General features: G+C 72.8%; 18 protein-coding genes. 6 read left to right on the forward strand and 12 right to left on the reverse strand.

Annotated elements, in window-relative coordinates:
- The 4 genes from D8M35_RS11650 to D8M35_RS11665 all read right to left on the reverse strand — a co-directional run.
- Window positions 1-364, reverse strand: a 364-nt coding sequence (locus D8M35_RS11650) for a biotin/lipoyl-containing protein (protein ID WP_126892018.1), incomplete at its 3' end; no start/stop codon positions are given.
- A gap of 31 nt (window positions 365-395) precedes the next feature.
- Window positions 396-1,355, reverse strand: a complete 960-nt coding sequence (locus D8M35_RS11655; RefSeq protein WP_126892035.1) for an alpha-ketoacid dehydrogenase subunit beta — start codon at window positions 1,353-1,355, stop codon at window positions 396-398.
- 89 nt (window positions 1,356-1,444) lie between these two features.
- On the reverse strand, window positions 1,445-2,578 hold the full coding sequence (locus tag D8M35_RS11660; protein WP_126892019.1) for a thiamine pyrophosphate-dependent enzyme: 1,134 nt from the start codon (window positions 2,576-2,578) through the stop codon (window positions 1,445-1,447).
- A gap of 23 nt (window positions 2,579-2,601) precedes the next feature.
- Window positions 2,602-3,681, reverse strand: coding sequence for a histidinol-phosphate transaminase (locus D8M35_RS11665; RefSeq protein ID WP_126892020.1), 1,080 nt, complete (start codon window positions 3,679-3,681; stop codon window positions 2,602-2,604).
- 50 nt (window positions 3,682-3,731) lie between these two features.
- Between D8M35_RS11665 and D8M35_RS11670 the strand changes: the two genes are divergently transcribed.
- From D8M35_RS11670 to purB, 3 genes are read left to right on the forward strand one after another with little or no spacing between them, the layout of a single operon-like run.
- Window positions 3,732-4,130, forward strand: coding sequence for a phage holin family protein (locus D8M35_RS11670; protein ID WP_126892021.1), 399 nt, complete (start codon window positions 3,732-3,734; stop codon window positions 4,128-4,130).
- A gap of 41 nt (window positions 4,131-4,171) precedes the next feature.
- A complete protein-coding gene (locus tag D8M35_RS11675; protein WP_126892022.1) occupies window positions 4,172-4,684 on the forward strand; it encodes a low molecular weight protein-tyrosine-phosphatase in 513 nt (170 codons plus the stop codon).
- Complete coding sequence (purB, locus tag D8M35_RS11680) at window positions 4,681-6,066, forward strand: adenylosuccinate lyase (protein ID WP_126892023.1); 1,386 nt, start codon at window positions 4,681-4,683, stop codon at window positions 6,064-6,066. Before D8M35_RS11675 ends, purB begins: the two co-directional genes overlap by 4 nt.
- 146 nt (window positions 6,067-6,212) lie before the next feature.
- Here purB and D8M35_RS11685 read toward each other — a convergent pair whose 3' ends face one another.
- Complete coding sequence (locus D8M35_RS11685; protein ID WP_126892024.1) at window positions 6,213-7,127, reverse strand: LysR family transcriptional regulator; 915 nt, start codon at window positions 7,125-7,127, stop codon at window positions 6,213-6,215.
- A gap of 71 nt (window positions 7,128-7,198) precedes the next feature.
- Between D8M35_RS11685 and D8M35_RS11690 the strand changes: the two genes are divergently transcribed.
- Window positions 7,199-8,269 carry an EamA family transporter gene (locus D8M35_RS11690; RefSeq protein WP_126892025.1) on the forward strand — a complete coding sequence of 357 codons (1,071 nt, stop codon included), beginning with the start codon at window positions 7,199-7,201 and terminating at the stop codon, window positions 8,267-8,269.
- On the opposite strand, the gene D8M35_RS11695 is transcribed toward D8M35_RS11690, so the two are convergent.
- Entirely contained in the window at window positions 8,238-9,230 is a 993-nt protein-coding gene (locus D8M35_RS11695; protein WP_126892026.1) for an epimerase, read from the reverse strand. The two genes, D8M35_RS11690 and D8M35_RS11695, sit on opposite strands and share 32 nt — an antisense overlap.
- Window positions 9,227-9,934: a DUF4166 domain-containing protein gene (locus D8M35_RS11700; protein WP_126892027.1), complete on the reverse strand. Its 708-nt coding sequence runs from the start codon at window positions 9,932-9,934 to the stop codon at window positions 9,227-9,229. Before D8M35_RS11700 ends, D8M35_RS11695 begins: the two co-directional genes overlap by 4 nt.
- 47 nt (window positions 9,935-9,981) lie before the next feature.
- Between D8M35_RS11700 and D8M35_RS11705 the strand changes: the two genes are divergently transcribed.
- Entirely contained in the window at window positions 9,982-10,896 is a 915-nt protein-coding gene (locus D8M35_RS11705) for a cation diffusion facilitator family transporter (protein WP_126892028.1), read from the forward strand.
- Between the two features lie 40 nt (window positions 10,897-10,936).
- On the opposite strand, the gene D8M35_RS11710 is transcribed toward D8M35_RS11705, so the two are convergent.
- Entirely contained in the window at window positions 10,937-11,566 is a 630-nt protein-coding gene (locus tag D8M35_RS11710; RefSeq protein WP_126892029.1) for a hypothetical protein, read from the reverse strand.
- 172 nt (window positions 11,567-11,738) lie between these two features.
- Entirely contained in the window at window positions 11,739-13,007 is a 1,269-nt protein-coding gene (locus tag D8M35_RS11715) for an MFS transporter (protein WP_126892030.1), read from the reverse strand.
- A 48-nt stretch (window positions 13,008-13,055) separates the two neighbouring features.
- On the opposite strand from D8M35_RS11715, the gene D8M35_RS11720 reads away from it, so the two are divergent.
- On the forward strand, window positions 13,056-13,967 hold the full coding sequence (locus D8M35_RS11720; protein ID WP_161972652.1) for a LysR family transcriptional regulator: 912 nt from the start codon (window positions 13,056-13,058) through the stop codon (window positions 13,965-13,967).
- Between the two features lie 267 nt (window positions 13,968-14,234).
- Here D8M35_RS11720 and D8M35_RS11725 read toward each other — a convergent pair whose 3' ends face one another.
- From D8M35_RS11725 to D8M35_RS11735, 3 genes are all read right to left on the reverse strand, one after another.
- Entirely contained in the window at window positions 14,235-14,501 is a 267-nt protein-coding gene (locus tag D8M35_RS11725; protein WP_126892032.1) for a hypothetical protein, read from the reverse strand.
- Window positions 14,498-15,139 carry a DUF308 domain-containing protein gene (locus D8M35_RS11730; RefSeq protein WP_238638211.1) on the reverse strand — a complete coding sequence of 214 codons (642 nt, stop codon included), beginning with the start codon at window positions 15,137-15,139 and terminating at the stop codon, window positions 14,498-14,500. The genes D8M35_RS11725 and D8M35_RS11730 overlap by 4 nt, the downstream gene beginning before the upstream one ends.
- A gap of 157 nt (window positions 15,140-15,296) precedes the next feature.
- Window positions 15,297-15,518, reverse strand: a 222-nt coding sequence (locus tag D8M35_RS11735; protein WP_126892034.1) for an LPXTG cell wall anchor domain-containing protein, incomplete at its 5' end; no start/stop codon positions are given.

Raw genomic sequence — 15,518 nt, forward strand, 5'->3', positions numbered from 1 at the left:
TCTGCGCGACGGGAGCCGGGGCGGCGGGCGCGGCAGGCGGGGTGGCGGCGACGTCCGGCGAGGCCGGGACGCTGTCGGCGACGGGGGTCGGGCCTCCCGGCTGTGCGCTCGACGCGACCTGCACGTCCGAGTCGACCCGGATGATCGGCTTGCCGACCTCGACCGTGTCGCCCTCGGAGACGAGCAGCCCGGTGACGGTGCCGGCGAACGGCGACGGGAGCTCGACGAGCGACTTCGCGGTCTCGATCTCGACCAGGACCTGGTCGACGGCGATCTCGTCCCCGATCGCGACGCGCCACTGCACGATCTCGGCCTCGGTCAGGCCTTCGCCCACGTCGGGCAGGGGGAATTCGGCGGCGGGCACTGCGGCTCCTTCGAACGTTCGGACGGTTCGGTCAGTAGGCGAGGGCGCGGTCGACGGCCTCGAGGACACGGTCCGCGTCCGGCAGGTGGAGGTGTTCGAGCTTCGACACCGGGAAGGGGACGTCGAAGCCGGACACCCGGATCGGCGGCGCCTGCATCGTGTAGAAGCACTGCTCGGCCACGGTCGCGGCGATCTCGCTGCCGACGCTGACGAAGCCGGAGGCCTCCTGTGCGATGACGACACGACCGGTCTTGCGGACCGATGCCAGGAGCGGCTCCCAGTCGATCGGGGAGATCGAGCGGAGGTCGATGACCTCGCAGCTGGTGCCCTCGGCCTCGGCGATGTCCGCGGCCTGCATGAGGGTCGCCACCATCGCACCGTGGCCGACGAGGGTCACCTCGGTGCCGGTGCGGGCGACGCGCGTGGTGTGCATCGGGACGTGGCCGTCGACGAGGTCGACCTCGCCCTTCGGCCAGTAGCGCGACTTCGGCTCGAGGAACACGACCGGGTCCTTCGACGCGATCGCCTCCTGGATCATCCAGTACGCGTCGTTCGGGGTGCTCGGGCTGACCACGCGCAGACCCGGGGTGTGCGCGAAGTACGCCTCCGGGGACTCCTGGTGGTGCTCCACGGCGCCGATGTGGCCGCCGTAAGGGATGCGGATGACGACCGGCAGCGACATGTGCTGCGGCAGGCGGTTCTGCATCTTCGCGAGCTGCGAGGTGATCTGGTCGAAGCCCGGCCAGACGAAGCCGTCGAACTGGATCTCGACGACCGGGCGGTACCCGCGCAGCGCCAGGCCGATCGCGGTGCCGATGATGCCGGCCTCGGCGAGCGGGGTGTCCCGGACGCGCTCGGCGCCGAAGCGCTCCTGCAGGCCCTCGGTGATGCGGAAGACGCCCCCCAGCTGGCCGATGTCCTCGCCCATCAGCAGGACCTTGTCGTCGGCGGCCAAGGCGGCGGCCAGGCCGGCGTTCAGCGCCTTGGCCATCGGCAGGGTCTGCACGGGCTCGCTGGGGACCTCGCCGGCACCCGGGTGGGCACGGAGCGTGTAGTCGAAGAGCTGCTCGGTCGTGCTCATCAGTGGGAGCCCCCTTCGTACCCGGCCTCGTACTGCTCGAGCCAGGCCTTCTGCGCGGTGGTGACCGGGTGCGGCTCGCGGTACACGTTGTCGAACATGACGTCCACCGACGGCGGGGTCAGCGCGACGGTCGCCCGCCGGACGTCGGCGGCGATGTCCTCGCCCTCCTCGTCGAAGCGCGCGAGCTGCTCGTCCGTGACGCCGCGGCTGCGCAGGTACGCGGCCGAACGGGCGATCGGGTCGCGCTCGACCCACGAGGCGAGCTCGTCGTCGAGGCGGTAGCGGGTCGGGTCGTCGGAGCTCGTGTGCGCGCCGATGCGGTAGGTCTCGGCCTCGACGAACGCCGGGCCCTGCCCCGAGCGGGCGTGGTCGGTCGCCACGAGGGACGCCGTGTACGACGCCAGCACGTCGTTGCCGTCGACGCGGACGCTCGGGATCCCGAAGCCGCGCGGGCGGTCGACGAGCGGGGTCGGCGACTGCACCGACACCGGCACCGAGATCGCCCAGTGGTTGTTCTGCAGGAAGAAGACGACGGGGGCCTTCGTCGACGCGGCGAAGACGTACGCCTCGTTCACGTCGCCCTGGCTGGTCGCGCCGTCGCCGAAGTACACGATGGTGCAGGCGTCGCGGTCGGGGTCGCCGGTGCCGACGTCGCCGTCGAGCTGCTGACCGAGCGCGTAGCCCGTCGCGTGCAGCGTCTGCGAACCGATGACCAGCGTCGAGATGTGCGTGTTGCCGCGCTCGTCCGGGTCCCAGCCGCCGTGCGTCTGGCCGCGGTACATCGCGATGATCTCCATCGGCTCGACACCGCGGTGCATCGTGACGGCGTGCTCGCGGTACGACGGGAAGACGTGGTCCTGTGCACGGAGGGCGAAGACGGAGCCGACCTGCGCGGCCTCCTGTCCGTGGCTCGGGACCCAGAGGCCGAGCTGACCGGTGCGCTGGAGGTTGTGGCCCGCGTGGTCGAACCGACGTGTGAGCACCATGCGGCGGTGCATCGCCAGCAGGGTCTCGTCCGGGATCGCCCGCGCGACGGCGGCGTACTCGGCGTTCTCGTCGGTCTCCACGAACCGGCCCTCGAGGTCGAGGATCCGGACGGTGGCCGTCGCGGGGGCCGCGGCGTGGAATGACATGTCGGTCAGCGTAACGCCAGGGCCTACCGGGCCGCCTGGAGGTCCCCCACAAGCGACCCCGCCGTTTCGAGGAGCGTTTCCACAGCCTCGTGCTCCCCGATCGACACCCGGATCCCCTCGTTCCCGAAGGCCCGGACGATGATGCCGGCAGCTTCGAACCGCTCTGCGGCGTGCGCGGTCAGCTCCCCCGTCGGCAGCCAGACGAAGTTGCCCTGCGCGTCCGGCACGTCCCAGCCCTGGCCGCGCAGCGCGGCGACGATGCGGTCCCGGCTCGCGGCGAGCTCGGCGACCCGGTCGAGCAGCTCGGTCTCGCGCTCGAGGCTCGCGAGCGCGGCCGCCTGGCCCTGCGCCGTCACGGACAACGGGATCGCGCAGGCACGGACGGCGTCGAGCACGTACGACGGCCCGAACGCGTAGCCGACACGGAGGCCCGCGAGTCCGTACGCCTTGGAGAACGTGCGGAGGACGACGAGGTTCGGGTACCGCTCGAGCAGCGGCGTCCCGCGGACCGCGGTGGGCTCGGTGACGAACTCGGCGTAGGCCTCGTCGAGCACCACGAGCACGGTCGACGGCACCCGCGCCATGAACGCCTCGAACTCGGCGCCCGTCACGACCGGGCCGGTGGGGTTGTTCGGCGTGCAGACGATCACCATGCGGGTCCGGTCGGTGACCGCGTCGGCCATGGCGTCGAGGTCGTGCCCGCCGTCCGGCCGGTTCGGCACCTGCACGCTCGTGGCACCGGCGACCGTCACGACACCCGGGTAGGCCTCGAAGGAGCGCCACGCGTAGACGACCTCGTCGCCGGGGCCGCTCGTCGCCTTCGCCAGCTCGTGCAGGATCGCGACGCTGCCCGGCGCGACGTGGACCTCGTCGACGGTGAGCCCGGCACGGTTCGCGAGCACGGCCCGGACGGCCAGGGCGGTGGCGTCCGGGTAGCGGTTGTAGGCGGTCTGCGCCTGCACGGCCTCGACCACACCCGGCAGCGGCGGGAACGGGTTCTCGTTGCTCGAGAGCTTGAACGCGTCGGGCGCGGCCTGCCGACCCTGCTTGTACGCGGGGAGGACGGCCACCTCGGGCCGGATGTGCACGCGCTCGTCAGTCACGCGCACAGGCTACCGGGCACCGTCCGGCGTGCGACGGGCATCATGGCGGCATGCGATTCCTCGTCCGCCTCGTCGTCAACGCCGTCGCGCTCTGGCTCACCACCCTGATCGTGAGCGGCGTCACCGTCACCCCGTTCGGCGACGGCGACACCACCGCCGTCGTGCTCACGTTCCTGCTCGTGGCGTTCGTGTTCGGGCTCGTGAACGCGGTCATCGGCACGATCATCCGGATCGTCGCCTTCCCGCTGTACGTCCTGACGCTCGGGCTGATCTCGCTGATCGTGAACGCCGTGCTGCTGCTCATCGTCGCCGGCATCTCGGACACGATCGGCTTCGGGCTCGAGGTCGAGTCCTTCGGCTGGGGCATCGTCGGCGCGTTCGTGCTCGCCGTGTTCTCGTGGCTGATCGGACTCGTCGTGCGCCCGGTGCTGGACCGCCGGCGTCCGTGACCGCCGTCGCGGACGTCGCGTCGGTGCGCCATGATGTGCACATGAGCCCGGACGCCGACGCCCCGTTCCGCGTCTCGTTCGTCTGCAGCGGCAACATCTGCCGCTCCCCCATGGCCGGCATCGTCTTCGCGCAGGTCGCCGCCGACGCCGGCATGGCCGACCGCTTCGTCGTCGAGTCGGCGGGCACCGGCGACTGGCACGTCGGCGAGCCCGCGGACGAGCGGACGATCGCGGCGCTCGCAGCGCGCGGATACGATGGCAGCAGGCATCGCGCCCGCCAGTTCGACCCGGACCGGTTCCCGGACCTCGACCTGGTGGTCGCACTCGACCGCTCCCACGAACGCGTCCTGCGCTCGTGGGCACCGACGATGGACGACGCCGCCAAGGTGACGCTCCTGCTGCGGTACGACGACGCCTGGCCCCAGCAGACCGACGTACCGGATCCGTACTACGCGGACCGGCACGAGTTCGACCGAGTGCTCTCGACCGTCGAGCGGGCCTGCCGGGCGCTCTTCCGCCAACTCGAACCGGCAGTCCGTCAGGGAGCCCCATGACCCCCCTTCCCCCGCAGCCGATCAGCCCGCTCGACGGGCGGTACTACCCGGTCGTGCACACGGTGGGCGAGCACCTCTCCGAGGCCGGCCTCAACCGCGCGCGCATCGTGGTCGAGGTCGAGTGGCTCATCTTCCTGACCGACCACGCGATGTTCACCACCTCGCCGCTGAGCATCGACGACAAGGCCGCCCTGCGCCGCGTCGTCGAGACCTTCGGTCACGACCAGATCGCGGAGCTCGCCGAGATCGAGGCCACGACGCGGCACGACGTCAAGGCCGTCGAGTACTTCGTCCGCCGTCGCCTGTCCGAGCTCGGGCTCGACGCGATCGCCGAGCTGACGCACTTCGCGTGCACCAGCGAGGACGTCAACAACCTGTCGTACGCCCTGACCGTGCGCGACACCGTCGACCAGGTCTGGCTGCCCGCCTACCGCGCCGTCCTGGCGACGCTCCGCACGATGGCCGAGCAGCTCCGCGCCGTGCCGATGCTCTCGCACACGCACGGCCAGCCCGCGACGCCGACCACCCTCGGCAAGGAGCTCGCGGTGGTCGTCTACCGCCTCGAGCGCGTCCTGACGCAGATCGAGCACGGCGAGTACCTCGGCAAGTTCTCCGGCGCGACGGGCACCTTCTCGGCGCACCTCGCCGCCGACCCCGAGGCCGACTGGCCCGCGCTGTCGAAGGAGTTCGTCGAGGGCCTGGGCCTGACGTGGAACCCGCTGACGACGCAGATCGAGTCGCACGACTGGCAGGCCGAGCTGTACGACCGGGTGCGCCACGCGAACCGGATCCTGCACAACCTGGCGACCGACGTGTGGACCTACATCTCGATGGGGTACTTCACGCAGATCCCGGTGGCCGGCGCCACGGGGTCGTCGACGATGCCGCACAAGATCAACCCGATCCGCTTCGAGAACGCCGAGGCGAACCTCGAGATCTCGTCGGCGCTGTTCTCGACGCTGTCCGAGACCCTCGTGACGAGCCGCCTGCAGCGCGACCTGACGGACTCCACGACGCAGCGGAACATCGGCGTCGCGTTCGGCCACTCGCTGCTCGCGCTCGACAACCTGCGTCGCGGGCTCGGTGAGATCGCGGTGAACGAGGGTCGGCTCGCCGAGGACCTCGACGGCAACTGGGAGGTGCTCGGCGAGGCGATCCAGACGGTCATCCGCGCCGAGGTCACCGCCGGGCAGTCGAACATCGAGGACCCGTACGCGATGCTCAAGGAGCTGACGCGTGGCAAGCGCATCGGCCAGGACGAGCTCGTCGCGTTCGTGAACGGCCTCGACATCTCGTCGGGGGCCAAGGCGCGGCTGACGAACCTGACGCCCGGCACCTACACGGGGCTGGCCGACGAGCTCGTCGACCGCCTGGACGTCTAGGCCGTCTCCTTCCGCAACACGCAACGTCGGCGGCTCCTCGCAGCGGTACACCCCTGCGAGCAGTCGCCGTCGTTGCGTCCTGCGGATCCGCGAGCGGGCGGGGCGGACGGGAGGCGCGGGGCGGCCCCGCCGCGCACCGCACCACCTCAAGTGGTGACGGAGCGCGCTTCGGCGACCAGCGCCTCCAGGACGGTGCGGACCGCGGGTCGGACCGCGCGGTCCGGCCGGGCGAGCGCCTCGATGCGCCGCCCGGCCCGCACGTCGGCGAGCGTCGCCAACCGGAAGCGTCCCGCCGCACGCGTCCCCGACGTGTACCGCGGCACGAGCGCGATCCCGTGTCCCGCGGCGACGAGGTTCTCGATGACCGGCAGGTGGATCGTGCGGAACGCCACCGACGGCGGGGTGCCGGACGCCTCCGCCAACGCGGTGAGCACGCGGTCGATCGGGTAGTCCTCGGGCACGCCGATCCAGGTCTCGTCGACGACGTCCTCGATGCCGACACGCTCCCGGTCGGCCAGCGGGTGGTCGAGCGGCAGGGCGACGTCGAGCGGTTCCCGGAGCAGGGCGACCGCGTCGACGGCGGCACCGTCGGCACGTCGGGCGCCGTCCGGGCGGTGGCCGATCACGACGTCGTGGTCGGCGGTCAGCGGGGCGAACTCCCCCTCGCTCACGTCCACGTCGGAGAGCTCGAGGACGATCCCCGGGTGTGCCCGCATCCGGGTGAGGAGCCCCGGCAGGAGCAGCTCGGCCGCCGAGGGGAACACCGCCAGGTCGACCGTCCCGCCGACCCCGGCGAGGTGCTCGGACCACGCCGACTCCACCGTGGCGAGCGCCGTGGCGACACCGGTGGCCATGTCGGCGAGCGCCCGTCCGTCCGACGTGAGGCGCACACCGCGCCCGACCCGCTCGACCAGGGGCACGCCGGCCTGGCGCTGGAGGGTGCGGAGCTGCTGCGACACGGCGCTCGGCGTGCGGTGCGTGGCGGCGGCGACCGCGGTGACGCTGCCGCGCTCGGCGAGCTCGCGGAGGACCGGCAGCAGGGCGATGTCGAAGCCGACCATGCAGGGACCCTACAACGACACTGTCGGACCGTGCGCTGGTGCTACCGCTTCGGGTGCGGGACGATCGATCCGTGCTCTTCCGCGACCGCATCCTCGCCCTCGTCGTCGCCGTGGCGTGGGGGCTGAACTTCCCGGCGACCGCGATCGCCCTCGACCACTGGCCGCCGTTCCTGCTCGCCGCCGTCCGCTTCACCCTGCTGGCACTGCCCACGATCCTGTTCGTACCGCGCCCCAAGGTGCCGTTCCGGTGGATCGTGCTCGTCGGCGCGACGCTCGGCGTGCTGCAGTTCGCGTTCCTGTACCTCGGCATGGCAGCGGGGATGCCGACGGGCCTCGCGTCGCTCGTGATCCAGGCGTCGGCGCCGTTCACGGTCGTGCTCGCCGGGGTGCTGCTGCGCGAGAAGCTCACCGCCCGCCAGGTCGTCGGGGTGTCCGTCGCCGTCGCAGCCCTCGGCGTCATCGCGGTGCACCGGGCGCAGACCGCGGCGCTGCTGCCGGTCGTGCTCGTGCTCTGCGGAGCCCTCGGTTGGGCGCTCGGCAACGTCGCGACGCGGCGGACCGGGCCGGTCAACCCGCTCCACCTGACCCTGTGGTGGGCGGTCGTCCCGCCGGTCCCGATGTTCGCGCTGTCGCTGCTCGTCGAGGGCCCGGCGCGGGTCGGGCAGGCGTTCGGCACGGCGTTCACCGCGTCGGCGCTGCCGGCCGACCTCGGCCTGCTCTACATCGTCGTGGCGGGCAGCCTGGTCGGCTACGGGATCTGGTCGCGCCTGATGGGCAGGTACCCGTCGAGCACCGTCGCGCCGTTCTCGATGCTCGTGCCCGTGATCGGGGTGCTCGCGTCGTGGGCGGCGTTCGGCGAGGTGCCGGACGTGGTCGAGGTCGTGGCGGGCGCCGTGGTGGTGGTCGCCGTGCTGTGGTCCTCGCGGACCTCGAGGCTGGTGCCGGCCGCCGACGCCGAGACGCCGCCGTCGCGTCGAGACGCCGCCGGTTCCGGGACCGTCTCGGCTGCTCCGGACCGTCTCGCGCAGACGCCGGCGTCTCGCAGGGCCGCGATCACCGCCGAGACCGACGGGGCGCCCGAGGCCGGCGGCACACCCGTGCCGCAGCCGGTCAGCCCCGGTGCTGCCGGCGCTCCGCGATGATCCCGGCGAGGGCGCCGCGCAGGTGCGGGTACCGGAACTCGTAGCCCGCCTCGAGCAACCGCGTGGGGACGACCCACCGGCTCTTCAGCACGAGCTCGGTCTCGGTACGGATCGCGAACGACCCGATCTCGAGCATCCACCGCCACGTCGGCAGGCCGAAGCGTCGCCCGACCGCGTCGCGGATGGTCGCCATCACGGTCCGGTTGTCCGACGGCTCCGGGCTCGAGACGTTCACGGGTCCGTCGATGTCCTCGTGGTCGCGCACGAACCGGATCACCCCGAGGACGTCGGCGATGTGCACCCAGCTGAACCGCTGCCGCCCACGCGTGTGCCGATCGTGGTGGTACGTACCCGCCCGGAGCCGTGCACGCGTCGGGAACCACGGCCCGTCGAACTGCGGCCCGCCGAGGCCGGCCTGGGCCAGTCGGAGCAGCGGGACGAGCGCGCTGCCGTCGCCGAACACGATCGCCATCCGCAGCGCGACCCGGCGGGTGTGCGGCAGGTCCGCGCTGAACAGGGCGTCCTCCCACGCCTTGGCGACCGAGACCGAGAAGCCCTCGCCGAGCTCCCCCGTCACCTCGTCCTGCGGTCGGTCGTCGGCGTGCCGGTAGATGGTCGCGGTCGAGGCGTTCAGCCACAGCGGCGGCGGGTGCTCGGCGGTGCGGATCGCCTCGGCCAGCTCGAGCGTGGTGTCGACCCGGGAGCGCATGATCTCCGCCCGGTTCCGACGTCCGTAGCGGCAGTTCACACTCTTCCCCGCCATGTTCACGACGATCGCGGCGCCGTCGACGAGCTCGCGGATGCGGAGCGTGTTGCCCCACACCGCGTCCCCGGTGCGTCCGACCGTGACGACCTCGTACCCCTCGTCGCGGAAGGCGCGCTGCAGGTACTGCCCGACGAAGCCGCCCGCTCCCGCGATCACGGCGCGACCCCTGGGTGCGCCGGTCGTGTCGTCGCTCATCGTTGCCCCCGTCGTGCTGTCCGGCCTGGTCCGGTGTCCGGCCCGTTCGCATCGGGCTCGATCCGGTAGCGGAAGGAGCCCTCGTACCGGTACAGCGTGCCGACCAGCGGCGCCGAGAGCCGCAGGGACACGCGCTGCACGTCGGCATCGTCATCGAATCGTTCCACGAGCGTCACGCGCGGGGCGACGACGGCCGGGAGGCTCCGGTCACGTCCCAGCGCGCGCACCGTCACGCGGGTGGAGACCAGGCGCAGGGCGCCCGCGTCCGGCCCGTCCGCGTCGGCCTCCGCCCGGAGCAGGGCGCTGACGCGCCCACGGCGACCGAGGTGGTCGACGAGTCCGTGCGGTCCGGCGGCGATGGCGTCCACCATCGTGCGGCTCCCGGAGCGGAAGCGGAAGGTGCGGTGCGCGCGCACGGCGACCGATGCCTCCCGGCCGTCCACGGCGCCGCGGCCGACGCGAGCCGGGCGGTTCTCGACCGTGAAGGGGACGTCCCGCTCCCACACGGGGAACATCACGGCGTCCCGTGCGAAGACGGCGAGGAGCGGCCAGACCCAGCGCCGTGGCGTCCCGACGACGGCGAACACGCCCTCGCCGCGACCGACGTGACCGGACGGCACCGCCCCGAAGTACGTGCGCAGTCGCGGGTGCAGCCGGGCGAGCACGTCCTCCGGCGTCGTCAGCTCGTAGGGCGACCGGGTCACGCTGCCGATCCTGGCACGGTGTCGGCACGGTTCCCTACGATCGAGGCATGGGACACGACCACGCGCACGGGCACGCCGGCGCTTCGGAGCGGGCACTGCTCGTCGCGTTCTGCATCTCGGCGGGCATCCTGCTCGCCGAGGTCGTCGGCGCGGTCGTCACCGGCTCCCTCGCGCTGCTCGTCGACGCGGGGCACATGGTCGTCGACACCGGCGGCCTCGGCATCGGGCTGGTCGCCACCCGGCTCGCGCGCCGCTCACCGACGGCGCAACGGACGTGGGGCTACCAGCGCGCCGAGGTGCTCGGTGCCACGGCGCAGGCAGCCATCCTGCTCGCGGTCGGCGTCTTCGTCGTCGTCTCGGCGATCCAGCGGCTGTTCGTCCCCGCCGAGGTCCACGCCGGCCCGCTGCTCGTGTTCGGTGTGGTCGGACTCGTCGGCAACCTCGTCGCCTACGCGGTGCTCGCCCGGGCGTCGGGCGAGGGCTTCACCTCGCGGGCGGCGCGGCTCGAGGTGCTCAACGACACCCTCGGGTCCGTCGCGGTCATCGCCGCCGCCGTCGTGCTCGCGGTCACCGGGTGGGAGCGGGCCGACTCGATCGCGGCGATCCTGATCGGGCTGCTCATCCTGCCGCGCGCGGTCCGGCTGCTGCGCGAGACGGCGAACGTGCTGCTCGAGTCGACACCGCCCGGGCTCGACCTGGACGACGTGCGGGCGCACATCCTCGAACTCGACCACGTCATCGCCGTGCACGACCTGCACGCGACGCTCGTGGCGACCGGGGTGCCGAACCTCACGGCGCACGTCGTGGTGGACGACCACTGCTTCTCGACCGCCCACGCGCCGCGGATCCTCGACGCGTTGCAGCAGTGCGTCGCCGAGCACTTCGACGTCCCGGTGGAGCACTCGACCTTCCAACTCGAGCCCGCGTCGCACCAGCGGCACGAGCACGAGGTGCACGCGTAGGGACGGCGCGGCACCGAGCCGTGCGGCGCGTGCGGTGTGGTCAGCAGCCGCCGTCGTCGGTGGGGAACGCGGTGATCACCCGGTCGGTCGTCTCCGACACGATCACCCGCACGTTCGGCTCCGCTGCCGGTCGCGACCCGTCGTCGAAGCGCACTGCCGCGGCGTAGCAGACCTTGCCGTCACCGGCGTCCTGCGGGTACCCGGCGGGCGGCGACTCCAGCACGGACCGGACGGCGGTGAGCATCGCGTCGTCCCAGTCCCGTGAGCCGTGGCCCCGGACGACGTCCTGCCAGTCGGCGGTGTGCCGGACGCGGATGTGTTCGTAGCCCTGTCCGGACGTGCCGCACTGCACTTCGACCGGTCCGAGGGCGGCGGTCTCGTACCGGGCGACCACGGCGCGGCGGTCGGAGTCGCAGCGGTCGAGCACGTCGGCGCCGGGCAGGTCGGGGCCGGTCCGTTCGATGGTGACGGTGCCGTCGCGGGTCATCCCGCCGGCAGCGGGTGCGCTGCGGTCGACCGTGGTGCCCGGGGTGCCGGCAGGGGTCCCGCCGCCGACCACCGGGTCCTCACCGCTGCGCTGTGCCGTGAGGGCGAAGCCGCCGACGACCAGACCGGCCGCGACGACCGCGGCGACGACGGTGACGGCCGGGCGTCGGCGTTGCTGGGGCATGCGCCCCAGTATGCCGGGGCGGTCGGCGGCATCGGCGCGCCGAGGGTGCGCTGCCCCTCCTTCCCGGCGCCGAACCACGAGATCGACATCGAACCAGGGAGCACTGCTGGTTCGATGTCGTGCTCGTGGTTCGATCCATCCGGGACCCCGCGGCACAGCGCGTCGCGGCGGACTACTCCGCGTGGGCCGCCAGGCGCAGACCGGCGACCAGGGCGAGCACGACGACGAACGCCACGTACCCGAGGAGCACCGGGAGCGTCGGCACGACCAGGAGCGCCGCGCCGACCGCGACGACGGGCACGGTCAGTCCCGCGTACGCGATGAGGAACGTGGCCGCGAGCACCCCGCCGCGCTGCTCCGGCCCGACGAGCGACCCTGCTCGGGCGATCGACGCCCGGAAGAGCAGCCCGACACCGGCACCCGCGACGACCCCGCCGCCGATGAAGCCCGCGACCTGCAGGAGCACTGCGGCGACCGCGAGCACGAGGAGACCGCCGACGAGCAGCACCAGACCGAGCCGGATCTGGCGTCGCTGGGTCAGCTTCGCGAAGACGATCTGCGACACGGCACTCGCGGCGAAGACCCCGAACGTGGTGGCGCCCGCGGCGAGCCGGTCGGTGACGTGGAACGTGGTGCCGAGGAACGTCGGCGCCACCGAGGTGAAGAGCCCCTGCACGGCCAGGGCGGCGAAGGCAGCGGTACCGGCGGCCCAGAACACGCCGGCCTGTCCGTCGGGAGCAGCCATCCGCTGCGGTCGGTACGGCACCGGCTGCTCCGGACGCTCGACGGTCTCCGGCGCGGCGAGGACCACCGCGAACGCGACGACCAGGGCGACGACGAACACCACGTACGGCACCACGAGCGGCTGTCCGACGTACTCGGCGAGCGCCCCGCCGACCAGGGCGCCGATCGACAGCCCGCCGAGGTTGACCGCGCCCGCGGCGACGCTCGCTCCCTGCGCCGACGACGACGAGCCGGTCGCACGGACCCGGAGCTCCCCCAGGTGCGCGGTCGCGGTCGCGGTGAGCAGGCCGACGCCGAGTCCGGTCACGAACCGCGCCACGACGAGCCCGGCGACGTCCGACCACAGCAGGAAGAGCACGGCCGCGACGAGCTCGAGGGCGATCGACACCAGGATCAGCGGACGTCGTCCGTGCACGTCGCTGAGGTGTCCGGCCAGGAAGAGCGAGGCGACGACCCCCACGCCGTAGGCGGCGAAGACGACCGTCGTGGTGAAGGTCGGGAACCCGTCACGCGCCTGGTAGATCACGTAGAGGGGCGCCGGGACGGTCGCGAAGGCCATCACCGACAGGAACGCGAAGGCGACGGCCCAGAAGCCGAACCCGTGGCGGCGGCGGGAGTGCGCGCGTCGCCCTCGCGGAGCGGGCACGGTGCGGGATCCGGTCTGCGGAGCCGGGACTGCGGTGGTGGTCGAGGACATGCTCCGATGGTGCTCCGATCAAGTCATCGAGTCCAACGGGCGCTCTTGATGATCGACATCGATCCGGTCGATACTCATCCGATGGAGACCCGTCTGCTGGAACAGTTCGTGGCCGTCGCGTCCGAGGGGAGCGTGACGCGGGCCGCCGAGCGGCTGTGGGCCGCGCAGTCGACCGTCTCCGCCGGCATCGCGTCCCTGGAACGAACGCTCGGCGTGCGACTGTTCGACCGCACGGGCCGCCGTCTCGTGCTCACCACCGCCGGCGAGGACCTGCTCCCCCACGCGCGGTCCGTGCTCGACTCGCTCGACCGGATGCGGGACCTGGCGACCGTCGACGACGCCGACCTGCGGGGCAGGGTGCGCCTGGGGATCTTCACGAGCATGGACGTCGTCGACCTGACCGGGGTGCTCCGACGGTTCCGGCAGCGGCACCCGCTCGTGGCGGTGGAGCTCATGACCTCGCCCACGGGGACGACGGGTCTCGTGCAGGACCTGGTCGCTGGGCGGCTCGACCTGGCGTACACGGCGCTGCCGACGGTGCCGCCCGGTCTGGTGGTCGAACCGTTGCGCGAGATGCCCTTCCGGGTCTTCACCGCGGCGGACCACCCGCTGGCACGTCGCCGGTCGGTGTCGCTGGCCGAACTCGCCGGGGAGCCGTTCGTCGACACGGCGCACGGGTTCGGCAACCGGACGATCCTCGACACGGCGCTCGACCGGCTGGGCATCCGCCGACGGGTCGTCGCCGAGATGAACGACATGCCCGCCGTCGTCCGCTTCGCGTCGGCGGGACTGGGCGTCGGTGTCGTGCCGGACGCGGGTGTCCGGCACGACGGCGCCGTCCTGGAGCTCGAGGACGCGGTCGAGCCCCTGCGCATCGGCCTGGCGATGCGCGCCGATCCGGAGCCGAACCGCGCGACGCGGACGCTGGCCCGCGACGTCGTCGCGGCCCGCGTGCCCTGAGGGCGTGCGGGGTGCGGACGCGACCCACCGGCGGACGGGAGGCACGGGACGGGTCCGCCCCGTGCCTCCCGGTCGTCAGTCCCCCCAAATATCCTCGACGACGGCCGCCAGTGCACGGACGATCTCCTCGTCCGTCTGCGCGGTCACGTCCATCGGTGGTCCCCCTTCACACAGCGGTGTCGGACGGCGTGCCGATCCTGACAGGGAGGGCGTGAACCGGGACGCTCGGGCGTGTCGGCGCGGACGCCGAGGATCGCCGTAGCGGGGTCAGTGGAAGTCGTCGCCCTCGGACCGCTCACCCGGCGACCGGTGGCCGCCGAGCATGTCGTTGTCGTCCTGGTCGCTCGAGGCCGCGAGCTGCAGCATCGCGAGGATCACGACGACCACGATGAACGCGACGCCGAGGAACACCAGGGAGAGTTCGAGCTCTCGCGTGGAGAAGAGCACGACCGCTCCGGTGAACACCGCGACGACCGCCGAGATCACGAGGAGCTCGGCGGGGCGCAGGCGGTCGCGACGGCTGGGGGTGCTCATGCGTGTGGTGCTCCGTCCGGGGCTGCGGCAGGCGCCGTCGTGCCCCACTTGTGCGAGAGTCCGGCGATCACGTGGAAGACCGCCGCGATGGCGAGGTAGGCGCCGAGCAGCCCGACCAGGACGACGGCGGCGTCCAGGGTGCCGGTGACCTGCTCGACGCCGCCGAGCTGCTGGGAGTAGTCCGGCGGTGTCAGCAGGAACGCCACGGCCAGCAGCAGCGTGAGGCCACCGATCGTCGTCCAGTCGCGGGCGAACGGCGATCGACCGCGCGCGCGGACCCCCTGTGCGAGTTCGACGGCGCCGGTCAGCACGGCCCAACCCACGACGACCGTGATGAACGCCGGGAGCCCGACGCCGTTCGTCGCGAGAGCGGCGACGCCGGCGACGAGGGAGCCCACCGACTGCACGAGCGTGGTCGCCCGGGACCGCCCGTCTGCGGGCATCCGGCGGAGGGCGGCCCACCCGAGCACGACGGCGTCGACGACCACGAACCCGCCGAAGAGCAGCAGGCCGTAGCCGGCGGCGTGGTTGGACGAGAAGGTGATGACGAGGGCCACGACCGCGGCTGGGACGGCCCGGAGGACGGGGATCGGCCAGTACCGCGCGCGCTGGCCGGCGTCGTCCACGGAGTCGGACACAGGACCTCTTTCGGGCATGCGGATCGTGGTCCGAGTCTACCGCCGGCGCCCCGGACGTCCGACCGGAGCCGCGCTCGGCCGGAGGCGCCGGCACCGGTCGGGGTCCGGCAGCCCTCGACCGGTGGCGGCACCGTCCGTCGTCCGGTGGCGTCGTCGGTCAGTCGGTGTCGTCGGTCGCACGCCTGCGCCGGGCGACCCACCATCCGCTCGCTCCGAGCCCGACAGCGGCAGCAGCCAGGGCGGCGAGGAGCACGAGCCCGTCGGCTCCGGTGTACGCGAGGGCTCCGGTGCCGTTCCCCCGAGCTGCGGTCCGTCCGTCGCCGGCGCCCGTCGACGCGGCCGGAGCAGGCGTGGGCGACGCGCTCGCCACCGGGGTCGG

Origin of the sequence: Curtobacterium sp. HSID17257 (assembly GCF_003989515.1) — a bacterium.
Lineage (GTDB): Bacteria > Actinomycetota > Actinomycetes > Actinomycetales > Microbacteriaceae > Curtobacterium.